The 16,640-nt window shown below is 48.2% G+C and carries 15 protein-coding genes; 7 read left to right on the top strand and 8 right to left on the bottom strand.

The annotated features are described in order from the left end of the window. Positions 1-16: 16 nt before the first annotated feature. The 3 genes from ACFOLF_RS35680 to ACFOLF_RS35670 form a co-directional block, all read right to left on the bottom strand. On the bottom strand, positions 17-916 hold the full coding sequence (locus ACFOLF_RS35680; RefSeq protein WP_210040245.1) for a carbohydrate ABC transporter permease: 900 nt from the start codon (positions 914-916) through the stop codon (positions 17-19). A 14-nt stretch (positions 917-930) separates the two neighbouring features. Next, on the bottom strand, positions 931-1,848 hold the full coding sequence (locus ACFOLF_RS35675; RefSeq protein WP_210040246.1) for an ABC transporter permease: 918 nt from the start codon (positions 1,846-1,848) through the stop codon (positions 931-933). Between the two features lie 143 nt (positions 1,849-1,991). Continuing rightward, entirely contained in the window at positions 1,992-3,677 is a 1,686-nt protein-coding gene (locus ACFOLF_RS35670; protein ID WP_379113269.1) for an extracellular solute-binding protein, read from the bottom strand. Between the two features lie 853 nt (positions 3,678-4,530). Between ACFOLF_RS35670 and ACFOLF_RS35665 the strand changes: the two genes are divergently transcribed. After that, positions 4,531-5,109 carry a family 16 glycoside hydrolase gene (locus ACFOLF_RS35665; RefSeq protein ID WP_210040248.1) on the top strand — a complete coding sequence of 193 codons (579 nt, stop codon included), beginning with the start codon at positions 4,531-4,533 and terminating at the stop codon, positions 5,107-5,109. Positions 5,110-5,532: 423 nt separating this feature from the next. Next, positions 5,533-6,333, top strand: coding sequence for a DUF2935 domain-containing protein (locus ACFOLF_RS35660; RefSeq protein ID WP_210040249.1), 801 nt, complete (start codon positions 5,533-5,535; stop codon positions 6,331-6,333). A gap of 101 nt (positions 6,334-6,434) precedes the next feature. Here the strand turns inward: ACFOLF_RS35660 and ACFOLF_RS35655 are convergent, their stop codons facing one another. Further along, complete coding sequence (locus ACFOLF_RS35655) at positions 6,435-6,803, bottom strand: VOC family protein (RefSeq protein ID WP_210040250.1); 369 nt, start codon at positions 6,801-6,803, stop codon at positions 6,435-6,437. 203 nt (positions 6,804-7,006) lie between these two features. Between ACFOLF_RS35655 and ACFOLF_RS35650 the strand changes: the two genes are divergently transcribed. The 4 genes from ACFOLF_RS35650 to ACFOLF_RS35635 all read left to right on the top strand — a co-directional run bounded on the left by ACFOLF_RS35650 (position 7,007) and on the right by ACFOLF_RS35635 (position 11,402). Beyond that, complete coding sequence (locus ACFOLF_RS35650) at positions 7,007-8,119, top strand: GerAB/ArcD/ProY family transporter (RefSeq protein ID WP_210040251.1); 1,113 nt, start codon at positions 7,007-7,009, stop codon at positions 8,117-8,119. A 156-nt stretch (positions 8,120-8,275) separates the two neighbouring features. After that, positions 8,276-9,406, top strand: a complete 1,131-nt coding sequence (locus ACFOLF_RS35645; RefSeq protein WP_210040252.1) for a LysM peptidoglycan-binding domain-containing protein — start codon at positions 8,276-8,278, stop codon at positions 9,404-9,406. A gap of 263 nt (positions 9,407-9,669) precedes the next feature. Then, on the top strand, positions 9,670-10,476 hold the full coding sequence (locus ACFOLF_RS35640; protein WP_210040253.1) for a phytanoyl-CoA dioxygenase family protein: 807 nt from the start codon (positions 9,670-9,672) through the stop codon (positions 10,474-10,476). Positions 10,477-10,571: 95 nt separating this feature from the next. Beyond that, positions 10,572-11,402: a helix-turn-helix domain-containing protein gene (locus ACFOLF_RS35635; RefSeq protein ID WP_210040254.1), complete on the top strand. Its 831-nt coding sequence runs from the start codon at positions 10,572-10,574 to the stop codon at positions 11,400-11,402. A gap of 39 nt (positions 11,403-11,441) precedes the next feature. On the opposite strand, the gene ACFOLF_RS35630 is transcribed toward ACFOLF_RS35635, so the two are convergent. From ACFOLF_RS35630 to ACFOLF_RS35620, 3 genes are read right to left on the bottom strand one after another with little or no spacing between them, the layout of a single operon-like run. Continuing rightward, positions 11,442-12,740 (bottom strand): ABC transporter substrate-binding protein, encoded by a 1,299-nt coding sequence (locus ACFOLF_RS35630; protein ID WP_210040255.1) that lies wholly within the window; start codon positions 12,738-12,740, stop codon positions 11,442-11,444. Between the two features lie 30 nt (positions 12,741-12,770). Then, positions 12,771-13,667: a carbohydrate ABC transporter permease gene (locus tag ACFOLF_RS35625; RefSeq protein ID WP_379113201.1), complete on the bottom strand. Its 897-nt coding sequence runs from the start codon at positions 13,665-13,667 to the stop codon at positions 12,771-12,773. After that, complete coding sequence (locus ACFOLF_RS35620) at positions 13,664-14,578, bottom strand: carbohydrate ABC transporter permease (protein ID WP_379113203.1); 915 nt, start codon at positions 14,576-14,578, stop codon at positions 13,664-13,666. The genes ACFOLF_RS35625 and ACFOLF_RS35620 overlap by 4 nt, the downstream gene beginning before the upstream one ends. A gap of 315 nt (positions 14,579-14,893) precedes the next feature. Here ACFOLF_RS35620 and ACFOLF_RS35615 point away from each other — a divergent pair, with 315 nt between their 5' ends. Beyond that, positions 14,894-15,562 (top strand): GntR family transcriptional regulator, encoded by a 669-nt coding sequence (locus tag ACFOLF_RS35615; protein WP_210040256.1) that lies wholly within the window; start codon positions 14,894-14,896, stop codon positions 15,560-15,562. Between the two features lie 90 nt (positions 15,563-15,652). On the opposite strand, the gene ACFOLF_RS35610 is transcribed toward ACFOLF_RS35615, so the two are convergent. Further along, positions 15,653-16,630: a U32 family peptidase gene (locus ACFOLF_RS35610; RefSeq protein ID WP_379113205.1), complete on the bottom strand. Its 978-nt coding sequence runs from the start codon at positions 16,628-16,630 to the stop codon at positions 15,653-15,655. Between the last annotated feature and the right edge of the window lie 10 nt (positions 16,631-16,640).

Genomic DNA, 16,640 nt, shown 5'->3' with positions numbered 1-16,640 from the left:
TTCGCTCCTTCCTGCATCATTCCTTTACGCTGCCCATCACAAGCCCGGTTGTGAAATACTTTTGCAGGTACGGGTAGATACATAGAATTGGTATCATCGCTAAGAACATTTGCGCTGCGCCTGTGGTGCGGGCGCTAACCATAGACAGATATTTGGATAAATTGCCGCTGAGATCGGTGTTGTTGCGCATAAATTCCTGCGGATTCACGACAACCGTTTGCAAGTATGTCTGCAACGGATAGTTTTCAATATGGTTCATGTAGATCATGCCGTCGAACCAACTGTTCCAATGATCTACAACCGAAAACAGAGTAACTGTCGCGATCGTGGGAATCGAGACCGGCAAAACAACTCTAATCAGCGTCTGCACATGACCCGCACCGTCGATGTATGCCGCTTCCAACAATTCCTTTGGCAGGCTGCGCATGTAGTTCATCACGACCAGCATGCTGAAAACGGGAAGCGCGCCAGGCAAAACAAGAGACCATATGGAATCGATCAATCCGGTATTCCTCACCACCATATACGTAGGAATCAAACCGGCGTTGAAGAGTATGGTCACAACAAAGAACCATGAGAACATACTCCGGGCCCTGAAATCCGCTGTTGATTTCGAGAGAGGATAAGCTGTCAGGATGATCAACAGCAGATTGATCGGCACGCCAATCGCCGTCCGCTGGAGTGAGACCAGAAGAGACATGAAAAACTTCGAGGTGTTCATAATAAATTGATACGAGATTGTAGTAAAGCCAACCGGAAAAAAAGTAACCTCTCCCGCATCGACTGCAACTTTGTCGGAGAAAGATACCGCCAGCAGGTTGATAAACGGCGCTATGCATACAAATGCAACAATTAGCAAGAAAACGGTATTGCAAACCAGGAATATTTTACGTGGTATGGAAGCTTTTATTCTCATAGTCCTACCCTCCACTAGAAGACTCTATATCCTGTGAATTTGTCAGCCAAGTAATAAGACATAATGATAAAAATCATAGATACACCTGACTTAAACAGGCCTGCAGCCGTGGAGAGCGAGTATTGAGCCTGCTCAATGCCCAGTCTGAACACGAATGTATCCAAAATATCGCCGGTGGAATAGACCACAGGGCTGTACATATTATAGATCTGATCGAAACCGCCGTTGAGGATATTGGCAAGACCGAGCACGGTCATCAGCACGATAATAGATGAAATGCCGGGCAGGGTAATGTGCAATGTCTGCCGCCAACGGTTTGCGCCGTCGATAACTGCGGCTTCATAAAGCGCAGGGTTTATGCCTGTAAGGGCAGCCAGGTAAATGACCGATCCGAATCCAAAAGCCTTCCACATATCGGTCACTACCATCGTGCCGGGAAACATGTTCGGATTGCCAAGGAAATAGATCGGTTCAATTCCGAGCTTGGATAGAAGTATATTTACAAAACCCGCGCTCGGCGACAAAAGATTAATAAGGATACCGGATAATATGACCCATGACAGGAAATGCGGCAAATAGACCAGCGTCTGGAAAACGCGCTTGGTAAAAATATTCCTGACTTCGTTGAGCAGCAGCGCAAACACGACCGGAACAATGATGCCTGCAATCATTTTACACAATGCAATAATGACCGTATTTCGTATGACCGGCCATATATTCGGCATTGAAAACAAGGTATTGAAATTTTGAAAACCTACCCACTGTTGGTGTCCGAACATACCTTTTGCCGGAATAAATTTCTGGAACGCGATCACAACGCCGGCCATGGAGCCATAGCTGAAGACAGCCACCAAAACGATCGCGGGGAGCAGCATCAAATACAAGGGAAGCTCTCTTAACAGCTTGTCTTTACGTTTCAGATTTACAAACATCTTTTGTCCACCACCTGTAAATGATTTGGGCCAAGGCCAGCTGCTTCCTGCGGTTCGGATAGACACAGCGCTGGATAGCGGCAAACCTTTTTTAATTAACTGAGGCGGGAATTATCCCGCCGAAGTCCTTAAATGAGAATGACTTATTTTGCCGGATACATTTTGTCAAGCTCGTCGAGAGTCTGCTGACCGCCCGCCTTCAGCCACTGCTGTACAAAGGTATCGAAATAATCGACAGGCTTAGCGCCAGTTATGATATTGGTAAAGGCTGTGATCGTGAGCGTATCCAGTGAAGCAACATTCGTCAACCACTCATCGGGCCTTTGAATTCCCAGGATGCTCTGGACGATCGCCTTATCGGGAATATACTTGTTCAATACAATCGGCAGAGAGCCTGACCTCGACATCTGGCCCCAGGTACCAAAGGCATTGTCGTCTTTTGCGAGAGATCCATTTTCAAAGCCAGCGATATAATCATATAAGGGCTTTGCGGCGGGGGGCAGGCCGTCAGAGGAGCCTTTGTCGAAGGCTTCCAGCAAATCAGCTGCGTAAACCTCGCCCGGTTGATCGATAAAGACTGGGGAGAGCCTGTACTGCTCATCCGCCCAGTATTTGAGGTAGTCCTCCTTCGTGGAGTAATTGACAGTCTGATCGTACAGATTGAGTATATTGATGGCCGCTTCGGGATGCTTGAAGTCCGCGCTGACCATCGTCATCTGGCCGACAGCGTTGCTCTCGATACCAATCTTATAATCGTAACCGGACTCCGTGGGAATGGAATACGGATGTACGATAACGCCATCCTTTTTGTAAACATTATTGTAAGGATACCAGGTGCCCCAGTTGCTGCCGTAAGCCATACCGATTTTGCCGCTGGTAATATCTTCAACCAGCGCGGATTCATCTTTGCTGGTAAATTCCTTGTTGATCAGGCCTTTCTTATACATATCTGCCAACAGGGAAAGCGCTGCTTTCATGTTCGGCTGGATCCAGGCAAAAGTCATCTTGGCATTCTCGTCGCGGTAGAACATACTTTCATCGCGTCCGGGAACGCCAAACGCAGAGACCAAACCAAGAATACTGCCGTGGTTTTGTCTGATCAGATCCTTGTTGAGGGCAAGTCCATACGTGTCGCCATTTATTCCGTTACCGTCCGGATCGCCGGTAGCGAACTTCTCTGCAAGAGCGACCATTTCTTCGATGGTCTTCGGAGGCTGAGAATTGGTGTTCTTCAGCCAGTCCTCACGAATCCATAGGAACGGCGCCTCGTGGAAGTTGTCGTTCATGCGCGGTATGGCGTACAGCTTGCCGTTTACCGTAGCGCCCTTAAACGAATCAGGAAATCTTTTCTGATATTCCTTGAGCGAATCAGAAGCGTATTTGTTATAGACATCGGTGAGATCGGCCAGCTGTCCATTCTGTGCCAACTGCAGAAAAACATTAGCATCCTGCGTTTTGAATATGTCCGGCAGGTCGCCGGAAGCAATGACGGCATTCAGCTTGTTTTTGTAGGCGTCGGTGCTGCTGTCGGCAGAGAAGGCAACCTGGAGATCGATATTGAGCTTGTCTTTGATTAAGCGGCTCCAGCGGTTATCTTCCCAGGTTTCGTTATCAAGGAGCTTTGAAGCTGCCGCCGTTTGAACGGCCCATGTCATTGTCACTGGTTTCTGATATTTCCCGTTAGTGTCAATTTCGGGGGTATTGCTGGTACTGGCTGCATTTTCATTGGTGCTTGGATTGGATCCCGTGGAGGCGCTTTCACAAGCTGAAAAGGTAAGCACCATGAGCGCAGCCACCAGAACGAGCGGTAGAACTCTTCTGGGTTTCATCGTTTTCACGTATAATTCCTCCTTTAATTTGCACATAGAAATTACGTAAATGTAATCTAGTAATAATTAACTTATTGCCTTTTGACGGCTTTGTGTGATCTGTCTTGCGAGGCCAGATCAGCGTGAATCCCCATTAAATGCAGTCGTTGATTACACTCAGGTATCTTCGCAAACAGTAGACGCCAACTACTACGACATCACCCCTCTCATAAGCTGCATCTTCGTAAATGAGTGTTAATTTTTTGAGATAAGAAACCTGAAAACCCCCTAAAAAGAAATATTTTGAACACGTGTTTATTTCGGAATAAAAAATCTTAGATTTTTCTTTACAAGTTTCTGAAAACCAGACTGCCCGACCAATCGTGATCTCTTTAAAACCCGTTCGATGCTTTAGCTTATCGTTGAAATCAGCGAGGCGCCGAATGTCCCTTTGCCCTTTTTATTGCAGCCGTATTCTTGGTTTATCCGGGCTATCTCCTCGTTTTTGATCTTTGCGTTTTTCAATGATGTCAAAGATGTCAGCCTCTTTCGTGAACACGTGTTTATGTACTCATAATACATAGCCTATTAAAGCGCTGTCAATCCTTAATTTATAAAAAAAGGAAACAAACACTATTTATCGGGTCTAATATTTTTTATAGCATTAACACGTGTTTATGATATAATTGCACAAAATAGAATATTCCGACAATTATAAAGCTGGTATCTGCGTTGGAAATGATATCCTCTTGTAACGTGTTAAGGGAGGAGAAGGAATTACAATTCGATTCAATGAAACGGCACTATGTATCGGGATGATGATCATTGACCGAGCTGAGATTAATGGTAAATAATACATACACTAGGAGGCATCATGTATAAAAACAACGCAGCGTTCATTCCAATCTTTGACGATAAAACACTCGCGGGTTGGCATTTCGTCCCTCGCTTGCCTATTCCCCGCGCCCCCGGCGAACCTGGACCGGATACGACGACCGAGGAATACCGACGCGCCGCGCAAACATCGGGAAAATGGACTGTTGAGGATGGTGCAATCACGGGACGGCAGGATCCGCCCGGATGCGGTTACGGCGGTTATCTCCTCAGCGATGGGGTATACGGCGATTTCGAGTTGGTCTTCGAGGCACATCCCGACTGGCCGGCGGATACCGGCATTCTGGTGCGTGCATCTGCTCTCGGTTCTCAAGGGTTCCAAATCCTTCTGGATCACCGCCGTTCGGGAAATATAGGTGGTATTTACGGCAATGGCATCGGCGGCTTCCATGGCATCAGGAAGCACCCCTTGTATAACGCCGCGGCGGTCCGGGATCTGCTCAGTCCGAAAGGACACATCGCCTTCGAAATCCATGATAACGATCCTGGCATGGGCGAAGCGCGCTGGGCGCCGAATGCGGCTTGCAGGTGGCGCAATATACGGATTTGCGAGTTTTAGATGACCGCAGAGCGTGATATGTTTCTTGGTGAGAGCGGCCGATCATATCGACGGTGCGCGCTCCCTTCTGACGGGCACCGCGGCTAACAAGTCGATCCGTACAGGGCAGGCAGTTAAGGTGGATCAGTTGGTCAAATTTTATAACTAGAGTTACAATCGTTTGAATCATGAATAGAGAAGAATAAAGCTGCTTGCAGAATTTTCTGCAGCAGCCATATTTTTCGCCTATTGTATGCGGTATATTTGATTCCTTTCAAATAATCCCCAGACTTTATCATGTTTTCCATTATATCCAGTTTGGTGCTTGTAGTGGCTCTCTCAATCGAAGCTTTGCCGCGATTTATGCGGCCGTTCAAGCGAAAATGAATACCCCGGAGAATTCTCTCATACATTGGAACATATGAACTGCGGGAGTTGAACGCCATGCCGGATCATGAAGCGCAATTCGAGCATCAATTTTGGCTGCAAATTTTGGGGGATCATTCGCGGTTTATTCATAACACCCTATACCCTGTCGAACACAAGGATATCGAAGCATCGGGACAATTCATTCGCCAGTTCGATTTGCTGCTTGAACGATCCCGGGGGCCGCTTGACGCTTCGCAGCTTTCGGAATTGAACCATTCTGCCCATCGTGCAGCAGTCAGCCTGCGCAGCTATAAATTGAATTTGCTGGAACGATCCCTGCTTGGCGCCGTCAAAATCAACATTACGCCTTCCTTTCTGAATCATATGGTAAACGAGATAGAAGAATATATTCGCATCCTTGACGAACTGCTTGCAGGCAAATCCGTACCGCATTACCCTCCCCTTCATCATGATCTGTTATGGCTCTCGGATGCCGCTTTTCATTCTTCAGCCATCGCAAGCAACCTGGACCTGGTCGAGAGGCAGCTGTTTGCCAAGAGCAAAATGTTCGAACAGCATTTTAGCGATTTTTATTTGAAAGCCATTGAACTGGCCGGTTATTTGCGGACGATGAGAAAGCAGTATCCTTCGTTTGTGCGGTTCCATCGGGACATTAATTTGGAAATGGCCATGTTTATGGCCTTTTTGAAGGAATTGGAGCAGCTTGATTTGAGCGAGGAGCTGCTAGGCAGCTTGAATCCGCTTCTTCCGGATCATATGTACCGGGAAGAATGCTATTATTTGAGAAAGCTCGCACAATCCGGGGAAATATCCGTGCCGGACTGCGATCCGACCACGCCTCGGGTAGAAAGCTGAAATCTGCGCTCTGTTCTTTAGTCCATAAACATGCTCCAAACAGGAACGGCAGTTCAAGCCCGGGCGGGTTTAGCTGCCGTTTTTGTTTTGGTAAGGGTTGATCAACGATTCAGGCATGTCACTTCGAATAAAAGTCCGTCAATTGCATTGAAATAAAGGCTGTAACCATCCCTGATTTTTCTTGGCCCATGATCAGGCCCGATATTTGCCGCTGCAAGCCGGTCATAGAAGCGGTCCACCTCTTCCGCAGTATCGACATAGAATCCAATATGAAAGTCTTTAGGATAGGTTGATGATTCACCTCCGAATGCCCGTGTATTGCTCAGTACGAGGGTGAAGCTTTCCCTGTCACTCACGATGGCAACGGCATCTCCCTTCCGCTCCAGCAGATGAAAGTCAAAAATTTTCTGAAAAAAATCACTTGCCTCTGTAATGTCATGGACACATAAGTTCAAATGGTTAAGCTTCATGCGAATCTCTCCTTGGCTATTCTAATTATATTAGATTAATCTAACATAATTAGAATAGGATACGCTGCAGCAGTTGTCAAATAGATTTTCCGACTAATCAGGCAGATGGACGTTGGCGAGTCTCCTTCTGTATAAATTTGTTTCAACGGCAAATAATACCAAGTGTTCAACAGAATTGATCATTGGAACGGGGGCAGGATGACATGAAACAAAACGAAATGATAAGCCCTTCTCAAATGGCCATGCTGCTGCTTGCGTTTACACTAGGCTCTTCGATTGTCTTTATCCCGACTCCTGTCATCAGTGCAGCCGGCAATGGAGCCTGGATGTCCATAATCCTGGCTGCAGCCGCAGGAGTTCCCGGACTTCTTAGTGTCCTGTATCTGCATCGCATCTTCCCGGACAAGTCCTCCATTCAGTATCTTGGCGATGTATTCGGCAGATGGATCGGATCAGTCTTTACGATAATCATTTTGTTTGTAATGGTGTTAATGATCGCCAACATTACTGTTGGCGCAGGTGTCTTCTTTACCACCACAATGATGCTTGACACCCCTTTGTATATATTTCATTCCCTGATTCTCTTCGTTTCCGCGCTTACGGCGCTGGCGGGCATCGAAGTGGCCGCACGGATGTTCTCTCTGTCCCTTCTGATTATGCTGGCTACGATCATGATCATTTTGGTCTTTGATTTGGGGAAATACCATCCAACCCATTTACTGCCTCTGTTCACGGGCGGCGCCTTACCTGTTCTGCATGGTGCGATTCTCATCCATGGTTTTCCTTATTCAGAGATATTTGTATTTTCTCTGCTCCTTTTTTATGTGCGCCCCGCCAGGAATGAGCCGCTGGGCAGAATGCTTATTTCCGCATACGCTGTCAATATGATTATCTTTCTTGCTGTAGTCCTATGCGCCAGCATGATCTTTGGCCAAGCGGCAGGCCAGCGTAATTTCGCCTTGTATGAGATGGCCCGCGTGCTCGAGATACCCGGTTTTGCCGTAAGGATCGAAGCGATTTCCGGTATTACGCTGATTGCAGGCTCTTATATCAAATCGACCATCGCATTGATAGCGCTCAGTTCGGGAATCGCCCGTATTCTGAAGCTGAAGGACAGCCGCTCCGTCATACTTCCGCTAACACTCCTGTTGTTGTTTATGTCGTTGACGATGTTCTCGACACAAATGGAATCCAGGATCTCCTGGTCCGTCATCGTGCCGGCCGTCAACGTCCTTGCTACCACCCCCATAGTCCTGGGAGCGGTTATAACCCTGATAAAGCGCAGCTTCGGCAAGAACGGGAAATCGAAAGCATAAAAAGCAATGCTCGCGGCATTGGTCCTATCATCTTCCTTCCCAGGCGTAGTGCCAATCTCCTGATTTTCTTTATGTTCAGTTTATGGACAGATAAATATAGTAAAATAGATGGTGTGTAAGAAAGAGATTCTTAAAATAGGAAAGGAAGATCATGCTTTGAACAAAGACTCGACAGGCAGTGATTACCGTCCCAGAGCCACACGCACGAGGAAGAACAAAACCACCCTGATGATCCTGCTTGCAGCAGCGGCCTTGCTCATTATCATTTCCGGAATATTGTATAGTGTTTTTACAGCACCAACCGGCTCCGGACAAAAGCAGACCGCAGCAGGGAATGATCCGGCTGCCAATGAATCGGCAGAAAATAATACTTCATCTCAAAATGAAACAACAGGGAATGAACCAGCTCAGAACGACAGCTCTGGCAACGATACGCTGACCGGGGATGTACCGGCTGAGAATAATGCTTCCTCAAACAGCGAGCCGGACGGCAATCAGGAATCCGGCAATTCGGACACATCCGGGACAACGCCCGATCCAGGCGAAGTCCCTGCCGATAATGCCGGGACTGAGAAACCGGCCGAAGCAGGCCAAGGAGCACCAGCTGTCCCGGACGACAGTCAAGAGGAAATACCCGCCGGGAAGCCGGTTAATAGTGGCGGCAAGGACACAGCACCCTCTGTTCCGGAGACGAAGCTTCCTGCTACATATGTCGTCAGAAAAGGGGATACGCTGTCCACGATATCCATGAAGTTTTATCATTCGAAGCAGCATGTCGATCTCTTGGCAGAGCACAACCATATCGTATTTATTAATGATATGAAGGTTGGAGACACCATCAAGATCCCGTCCCTATCTTCAGATGCCGGTTCAACACCCGGGAAGGAGCAGGATATCGACTACACCAAGGTCACCTTGCCGGTAACCTATATGGTCCGCGCCGGAGATACCCTGTATAAAATCTCCATGCTATTCTATCAATCGAAGGATTATGTGGATCTGATTGCGAAGAATAACAAGCTGGAGAAGACCGAGGAATTGAAAGCGGGAAGCTCATTGATCATCCCCGCCCTTGCGGTAAAGACTCCGACTGGCGCCGATAACAGCAAGGACGAGGCCGCAAAAGAACATATCGTTCAGAAAGGAGACACTCTTTCAAACATTGCCAGGAAATACTACGGTTCCGACAAATACATAAAGCTCATTGCGGAATACAATCAGTTGGCGGATAACGATGACGTCAAGGTCGGCGATGTATTGAAAATCCCCCCTGCCCCTACTCCATAATAAGCAGGAGTTCGGAACGCCATAGCGAGGTTTCGCCTATCATAAAAGCTCCAACCACGAATTTCTTCGCGGTTGGAGCTTTTAACGTTCAGGCGTGCAAGAGAGTCATACTCAACAGATCACACCCTCTACGGATATGATCAGCCACCTTCAAATAAAACAGCAATTTTTGGTAGATATTCAGCAATGAAGCACCTTTTTTCTTCCTGCTGCTGAATATACAATAAAGGAAGAAGCGCAATAAATTTGGGGAGGAATTATTGATGGAACTGCACGGTCTGACAGTGGAACAAAAACTGAGCTGGGAGCGGGACGGTTATTTGGTGCTTGAAGACTTCCTGGCCCCGGAAGAGGTATCCTTTCATAACGAGCGGCTTGATCATGCATTCGAAGTCTGGGAATCCAAAGGAGGGCACAACCCCGCCTCCGGTCAATTGAATCACGTCCAGCAGGTATGCGGGATCATTGAGTATGATGACGCGTTTCTTGAACTGATGGAGCATCCCCGGATGATGTCGATCATGAGAGACCTTCTTGGCCATTCATTTGTCATGATCGATAACGATGGCTTGATCAAGCCGCCGCAAAAGGAAAGCCACACCGGTTGGCACCGGGATACCGGGAATCTTCTTTATATCAATGAGAAAAAGATTCCCTTCATGGCGAAAGTGTTTTATTTTCTGTCAGACGTAAAATATGATGGCGGATGCCTCGCTTTTCTTCCTGGCAGTGTCCATATGCCAAACGAAATCCTGCCCAAAGTGGCAAAGCAGGAAGACATGCCCGGGCATGTCCGGATGAGTGTCAAAAGAGGTACAGCCGTCATTTTCAACGGTTACACGTACCATTCCGCGCTGAATAATTTTACAGAGGAGACCAGGCGGTCGGTCATCTACAACTATGCGCCGTCGTTTCTGCGCACTTGGCCCGGATATGAGCCTTCTGATACACTTAAGACCAAAGCCCATACGAACCTGCGAAAAATGCTGCTTGGCATGCTCCCGTGGACTGACGATCCCCAGGCTTTCCAGGAACCTGCAGCTGTACCTGCGGAAACAGGGAAATACTAATAGCTAACAGATGCCTTCAGGATTTATTCCTGTGGGCATTTGTGTTTTCATATGTTACATTTGCATGAATACGACTCTTATAAAGGATGCTGATCATGAAGTTTGAATGGCTTTCCACACCGAGCCCTTTTGCCAGGTCCACTCTCTACTATCCGATAATCGGGGGATTTGATCCTAATTCCCAAGACTTTTTCTTCGAGCGCGATTATTATCCGGCTTACGAAATATTACTGATTACACAAGGCAAGGGTTCGTTCCGTCACGGGGAAACCTGGATCGGGCTTGGCGAAGGGGACTGTTTGCTGCATGATATGCGTCATCCCCATGCCTACCGCGCAGATCCGGCCGCTCCCTATCAAATGAGGTATCTTGTGTTTGACGGTTTGGACCTTGAGTCGTTATGGGCCCGGTTATTCCATGGTCCGATATTACTGATTTCTTCGCAGCCCGCCGACTGCCCGATTGACCTGACACTCCGGACCATTATCGGCGGGATGCAGGATAACGATCCGCAGAACGAATGGAAGCAGTCCGCCTTGATTTATCAGCTTCTCATGCATTGTGCCCGATTTTCAAATTACGACCGCTCGGTTTTTCAGAAACCGGACAACGTCGAACAGGCCAGACGGTACATCGACTTGCATTATTTGACTATCGCAAGCATGAAAGAAGCAGCTGAAGCAGCCAACCTTAGTTTATATCATTTTATCAGGCAGTTTAAAAAATATTACGGGTATACGCCCAAGGAATATGTTTTGTTTAAACAGATCAATCATGCCAAGCGGCTTCTTATGCAGACCGACGCATCCGTAGGCGAGGTGTCGGAACAAACCGGCTTTGAGAGCTATAATGCGTTTTTACATGCTTTTCAAAAATCAGAGCAGAGCTCGCCGTCGATGTTCCGCAAAAATTGGAAAAGGACCTGAAGATTCCGGTAAATCCCCGGCTCCTTCAGGTCCTGTTCATTACTTTTTCGAAATGATCTCGTTGACCTGCTCATCCAGCTGCTTCAATCCTTCTTCCACTGACAATTTGTTGTTGAATATCTGGTCAGTGATCGGGGATATCGCTTTATCCTGAGCCTCGCGCCAGTTGAGATGATAAATGTCTCCGATCATGCCGTAATTCATCCAGTCGAAACGGGCCTTCTCATAGCCTTCTGGTGCCCATTGCGGAAGTTCCGCGTTCTCCAGGGAAGGCTTGTGCACCGGAATCCAGGACTGCTGCCCGGCGAGAGTTTCCTGGTTTTCAGTCATTGTCCATTTGATAAACTCCCAGGCTTCTTCCGGATGCTTCGATTTTTCTGTCATGGCATAGCCGCCCACCCAGTAAGGAACAACACGATTGCCATCCCACTTCGGAATCGGGGCCATATCAAAGTGAAGGTCCTTCGCCTCCTTCAGCGAGCCCAAATCCCAGTCTCCTCCGACATACATCGCGATTTTGCCCGTCAGGAAATCTCCTCCCAGTGCGCTCGCCTTCGCTGCGTCCGGGGCAACGCCGTATTTAAAAATCAGATCCTGCAAGAACTGCAGCGCATTCCTCGTCTGCGGAGTGTTAAACGTCAATTTTTCCGGATCATGAATATTGTCCGTCAAGGCACCGCCCTGCTCCTGGCTGAGCGCCATCCACCCCCACCAGGCCCCTAAAGAATTGGTCGTGCCGAATTGAACGGTTTTGTCGCCATCCTTGACGGTCAGCTTCTCCGCCGCATTCAGGAAATCCGTCCACTCCCAGTCCGCGGTCGGATATGGCACACTGCCCTTATCGAACAAATCTTTATTGTAATACAAGACCAGCGTCTGGTAGTTCTCCGGGGCAACATACATGCTGCTGCCGTCGAATTGGAAAGGCTTGAAGAGTTCCGCATCATAATCGGCCATGTTTAAATCCCGGTCAAAATAGGGCTGGAGGTTTTTCATGAGTCCTTTTTTATACCAGGCATAAGCGGGAACATCCCAGTAAAACAGGTCAACCGGCGAGTTGGAGGCCAGCGTCATTTCGATTTTCTTAAACGTTTCGTCCCATGGAAGAAGCGTCATATTGACATGAATATTCGGATGAGAATCGTTAAACCGCTTGATTTTATCCTTTTCTTCTTCATCCAGTGCCGGTCCATTCGACCAGCGGATAAAATTCAGTTCGACTTTTTCTTTCGCCCCGTCCGAGGCGCCATTTTCCGTTCCTCCACCGGAACAGCCGTACAGGATAAACAAAATCATGACCATAACCGATACGAAAGCCACCCTGCTTTTTCGCTTCATACCCAATCCCTCTTTTCGCCAATTAGTAAACTAACCTTTGACACCCGTAAATACCATCCCTTTCACAAAAACCTTCTGGCTCAGGAAGTACAGCACCACGCATGGGGTAATCGCATACAATGTCGCCGCCATCAATAGATGAAGATCCGGTGAAGAGCGGGCCGAGCCCTGAAAGTAGGATAGCCCGAGGGCAAGCGTCCTTTTATTTTCATCTGTCAAATAAATCAGAGGCCCCATGAAGTCGTTCCAGGTCCCCATGAACGTAAAAACGGCGACCGTTACAAGTACAGGCTTGCTCAGGGGAACCATGATTCTCAGCCAGATCCCGTAAGCGCTGCACCCGTCAATGCGCGCCGAATCCTCCAGCTCGAAGGGAATACCCATATAAAACTGCCGCATCATAAAGATGAAGAATGCACTGCCGAACCAAGCCGGTACGATCAAAGGCAGAAACGTGTCAATCCAGCCCAGGCTGTTGAAAAAAAGGTATAAAGGAACCATTGTAACTGCGCCGGGCAGCATCATGGTTGAGAGCAGCACGATGAAGATCAGGTTCCGCCCCGGCGCATTCAGCCGCGAGAAGCCATACGCGGAAAACGAACAGGACAAAAGCGTTCCAAGGAGAACGAAAACAACGATAATAGCGGAATTAAGCGTATACAATGGAAATGGAAACGTGGTCAAAGCGTCCTTGTAATTGTGCCACTGTATCGGGGATGGAATCCATTTGGGAGGAAAGATATACACGTCCGTTTTGAGCTTGAGCGAGGTGGAGATCATCCATGCGAACGGCACCAGAATAATCAGCGACCCAAGGCCCAGCAGCAAGTAGCTGAAGGCGTTCCGCCATTTTTCCGACTGCCGCCTGGAGATCATTCTACGGGCAGGGACGCCGGCAGCAGCTGTCTTGTTCGTTATCGTTTTCATTTGCCAGACCTCCTGTTCCCTTCGTAAAAGACCCACATCGATGATGATTTAAACACAAGCAAAGTGAAAACCAGAATGATGAGGAAGAGCACCCACGCAAGCGCGGAGGCATACCCCATTTGCAAATAATCGAATGCGTTCCGGTACAGGTAAAGCACGCTGAACAGCGTGGCATTATTCGGTCCTCCCGCAGTCATGATGAAGCCTTCGGTGAATACCTGAAGCGCGCCAATGATCCCTGTAATCAGATTGAAGAAAATGACAGGCGACAGCATCGGGATCGTAATGTGAAAAAATTGTTTCCGCTTGTTTGCGCCGTCGATCTCAGCCGCTTCGTATAAATCCGTTGGAATACCCTGCAAGCCTGCCAGATATATCAGCATGCTCCCTCCAACTCCCCAAAGACTCATGATAATGATGGGCGGGAGCGCCCACTGCTCCTCGATGAACCACTTCGGTCCGTCAATGCCCACAAATCCGAGAGCCCAGTTTGCCAATCCGAAGTCGGGGTTAAAGATCCATTTCCATAGCAGAGCGACAGCGACGCCGGACATGACCGCGGGCAAATAGAAGATCGTCCGGAAGATGAAGATTCCACGCAAGTTGCGGTTCAGCAATATCGCCAGGAATAAAGCAATAATGAGTCCTGAAGGCACACTTACAATCGAGTAGATCAGTGTCACCTTGAGCGACTGCCAAAAAAGCGGATCCTGAAGCAGCTCCTTGTAATTGTCCAACCCGATCCACGTCGGAGATCCCAATATGTCATATTCCGTAAAACTGAAATAAGCGGATGCTGCAATTGGCCCAATCATAAAAATCAGAAGGCCGAGAATGGCCGGACTCATAAATACATAGCAGTCTAATGCTTCTCTGCGTGTACGGGTCATCCATTTGCGCCGAGATCTCATATTTCGCCACTCACCTCCAAAATTGTATACGCTTCCATTAGTGGATGTCATAAAAATGTCGTTAAATGGTGACTAAATAACCTGATCCTTCATCACGGCGTCCTCCACTGATTCAATCCCAATTCCGGCCACACGGTCCGCTGTCAATGGCTTTTTGGTCCAGTAAACACCTGCCTATTGGTAGAATTTTCACAAAGTATACGATGGATTTGTAATATTGTCAACAATCTTATTGGTAACTGTATTTTTGACATGAAGGAGCCCCATATCTTATGATGAATGCATTAAAGACGAGGAAGGGAGAGATTTAATGGAATGAAGCCATTCAGCTTTAAAGAGCAGAAACCCGTTTCTCTTCGGCATCGGATAACCAATGATATCCGCGATGCCATTCTGAACGGGCAATTAAAACCGGGTGACCGGCTGCGGGAGATTACGATCTCCAAAGAAATGGGCGTAAGCCGCGGACCGATCCGGGAAGCAATACGTACGCTGGAACAAGAGGGCTTGCTCCTCTCCTCCCCTTATAAAGAAACGGTAGTTGCCGAATTCTCCAAAGCCGAGGTTATCGAGGTTCTTATTCCCATCCGGCTCAGTATTGAATTATTTGCGATCCGTTCTGGACTGTCCCTGATGAATGGGGATGATTTTCAGCGCTTGTCCGAATTTGTCGAGGGGATGAAGGAAGGTATTCTGAAGAAAGATTTAACCCGAATTGTAGAGTATGATATCGCCTTCCATGAATATATCATTCAGGCTTCCAACGCCAGCAACTTAATGAACATCTGGTCAAGCATCGTTAACCGGATCCGATTGCATTTCTTTATGCAGGGAACCATGTATGCTGATCAGAAGCAGATTTATGAAGAGCATGTTGTTCTTCTGCAGGCCATGAAAGCCAAGGATGTGGAGCAGGTCTGCCACCTGATGAAGAAACATATATATGATGAAAATGTTTGTATCCTGCAGCCGGATGACATATAGGCAATCTTTCAAGCTTTGATCATGAGAGGGCGCAACCAAAATTAAGCTGGCGCCGATAGATTCCGGCGCCAGCTTGTTGTCGAGGGCTTATCAATTATCCACTAATGCCTGTTCTCCACTATATATCGTAGTGCTGTCCTGAGGAATGGGAACACCCAGACCGGCAGCGCCCAATTCGGATGTCTTCAATTCAGGGGCATACCGCTTCAGGAGCTCAAGTCCCAAATAAGCGCGTCTTACCCGCTCCCTGCTTAGCGAAATGTTAACCGGTTCCAGATGGGATCCGCTGGGGTAAACATCGGGATGATTGCGCAAACCGAACTTGATATAGATCGGAGACAGAATCCTGATCAGTTCGGGGATTTCGTAATGACGGATAAATCCGCCAAGACCGTCCGGTGCTTCTACATAAACATCCAATGGGATGTCGATGGCCTGCCGGGCAGAGGCAAGCTTGGGCAAGGTTAATCCGGTCGGCACATTATACGTATCCGCTCCGAGATCCTGCATAAGCTTGATGGAGACCGGGTTAGCCGCCATCATCTGGACAGAGACCTTCACGACAAAGCCGGGATCCAGCATGGATCTCTTTTTCATTTCGCCGGTCAACAGGAGCAAGCCCTCATCCGCGACCAGCGCCCCCCTTACACCAAGCCGGTTCGCCCTTTGAAGGTCTTCCATCGCATATACGAGTTGATCCACGCCTTCATGCCGGAGCGCGATCGCCTTACCGGCAGGAGTCAGCGGCTGCGCGCTGATATCCCAAGTTCCCCGCGGACCTACGAATAGACTCAATTCAACCCCTCGAGAGGCGCATAGATTCACCATCTCGGTAATCTCTTCATCCGTGAGCAGCATAATTCCGCTTCCCTGTGAGACGCGGTGTATCGTTATGCCATAACGGTCTGCTTCTTGAAACACGGCCTTCAGCGACTCCGGACCTTCTACACTGGGAATCTCTACCCGATATTGGGCCCCATCAGGAAATCGCTTATCTGAATCCGGCAGATCATAGGCTTCCCGGTCCAGAAAGCCCAGTTCTCTTAACAATGCTCTCGACTTCTCCATACTCATCGGC

Origin of the sequence: Paenibacillus sepulcri, from assembly GCF_042647105.1 — a bacterium.
Classification (GTDB): Bacteria; Bacillota; Bacilli; order Paenibacillales; family Paenibacillaceae; genus Paenibacillus_Z; species Paenibacillus_Z sepulcri.
Note: the sequence above shows the minus strand (reverse complement) of the source record. Positions and strands in the feature narration are given on the sequence as shown.

Coding starts and splice junctions, on each gene's coding strand:
- ACFOLF_RS35680 (WP_210040245.1), bottom strand. CDS start 916: ATGAGAATAAAAGCTTCCATACCACGTAAAATATTCCTGGTTTGCAAT.
- ACFOLF_RS35675 (WP_210040246.1), bottom strand. CDS start 1,848: ATGTTTGTAAATCTGAAACGTAAAGACAAGCTGTTAAGAGAGCTTCCC.
- ACFOLF_RS35670 (WP_379113269.1), bottom strand. CDS start 3,677: ATGAAACCCAGAAGAGTTCTACCGCTCGTTCTGGTGGCTGCGCTCATG.
- ACFOLF_RS35665 (WP_210040248.1), top strand. CDS start 4,531: ATGTATAAAAACAACGCAGCGTTCATTCCAATCTTTGACGATAAAACA.
- ACFOLF_RS35660 (WP_210040249.1), top strand. CDS start 5,533: ATGCCGGATCATGAAGCGCAATTCGAGCATCAATTTTGGCTGCAAATT.
- ACFOLF_RS35655 (WP_210040250.1), bottom strand. CDS start 6,803: ATGAAGCTTAACCATTTGAACTTATGTGTCCATGACATTACAGAGGCA.
- ACFOLF_RS35650 (WP_210040251.1), top strand. CDS start 7,007: ATGAAACAAAACGAAATGATAAGCCCTTCTCAAATGGCCATGCTGCTG.
- ACFOLF_RS35640 (WP_210040253.1), top strand. CDS start 9,670: ATGGAACTGCACGGTCTGACAGTGGAACAAAAACTGAGCTGGGAGCGG.
- ACFOLF_RS35635 (WP_210040254.1), top strand. CDS start 10,572: ATGAAGTTTGAATGGCTTTCCACACCGAGCCCTTTTGCCAGGTCCACT.
- ACFOLF_RS35630 (WP_210040255.1), bottom strand. CDS start 12,740: ATGAAGCGAAAAAGCAGGGTGGCTTTCGTATCGGTTATGGTCATGATT.
- ACFOLF_RS35625 (WP_379113201.1), bottom strand. CDS start 13,667: ATGAAAACGATAACGAACAAGACAGCTGCTGCCGGCGTCCCTGCCCGT.
- ACFOLF_RS35620 (WP_379113203.1), bottom strand. CDS start 14,578: ATGAGATCTCGGCGCAAATGGATGACCCGTACACGCAGAGAAGCATTA.
- ACFOLF_RS35615 (WP_210040256.1), top strand. CDS start 14,894: ATGAAGCCATTCAGCTTTAAAGAGCAGAAACCCGTTTCTCTTCGGCAT.
- ACFOLF_RS35610 (WP_379113205.1), bottom strand. CDS start 16,630: ATGGAGAAGTCGAGAGCATTGTTAAGAGAACTGGGCTTTCTGGACCGG.